This is a genomic window from Nosocomiicoccus sp. HMSC059G07 (assembly GCF_001815515.1).
Classification (GTDB): domain Bacteria; phylum Bacillota; class Bacilli; order Staphylococcales; family Salinicoccaceae; genus Nosocomiicoccus; species Nosocomiicoccus ampullae_A.
On sequence record NZ_KV820856.1, the window covers coordinates 1 to 210 of the forward strand.

1 pseudogene is annotated in these 210 nt (G+C 35.7%); it reads left to right on the forward strand.

The window, feature by feature from the left end:
* Window positions 1-210, forward strand: a pseudogene (locus HMPREF3029_RS06245) (tripartite tricarboxylate transporter substrate binding protein); the annotation flags it as partial.

Sequence of the window (210 nt, forward strand, 5' to 3'; positions counted from 1 at the left end):
ACCAGGTGGTGGATGGGATGCAACAGCCAGAGCAATTCAAAATGTTTTAGATAAAGAAGGAATCGTTGAACAAAATATGAATGTAGTAAACAAACCAGGTGGTGGAGGAGAAGTTGGTTGGCAGTATTTAAAGAACAAAGATTCTCACCATTTGAGTGTTAATTCAAGTTTAGTTATTGCAAATAATTTATTAGGGCAAAGTGAACTTAC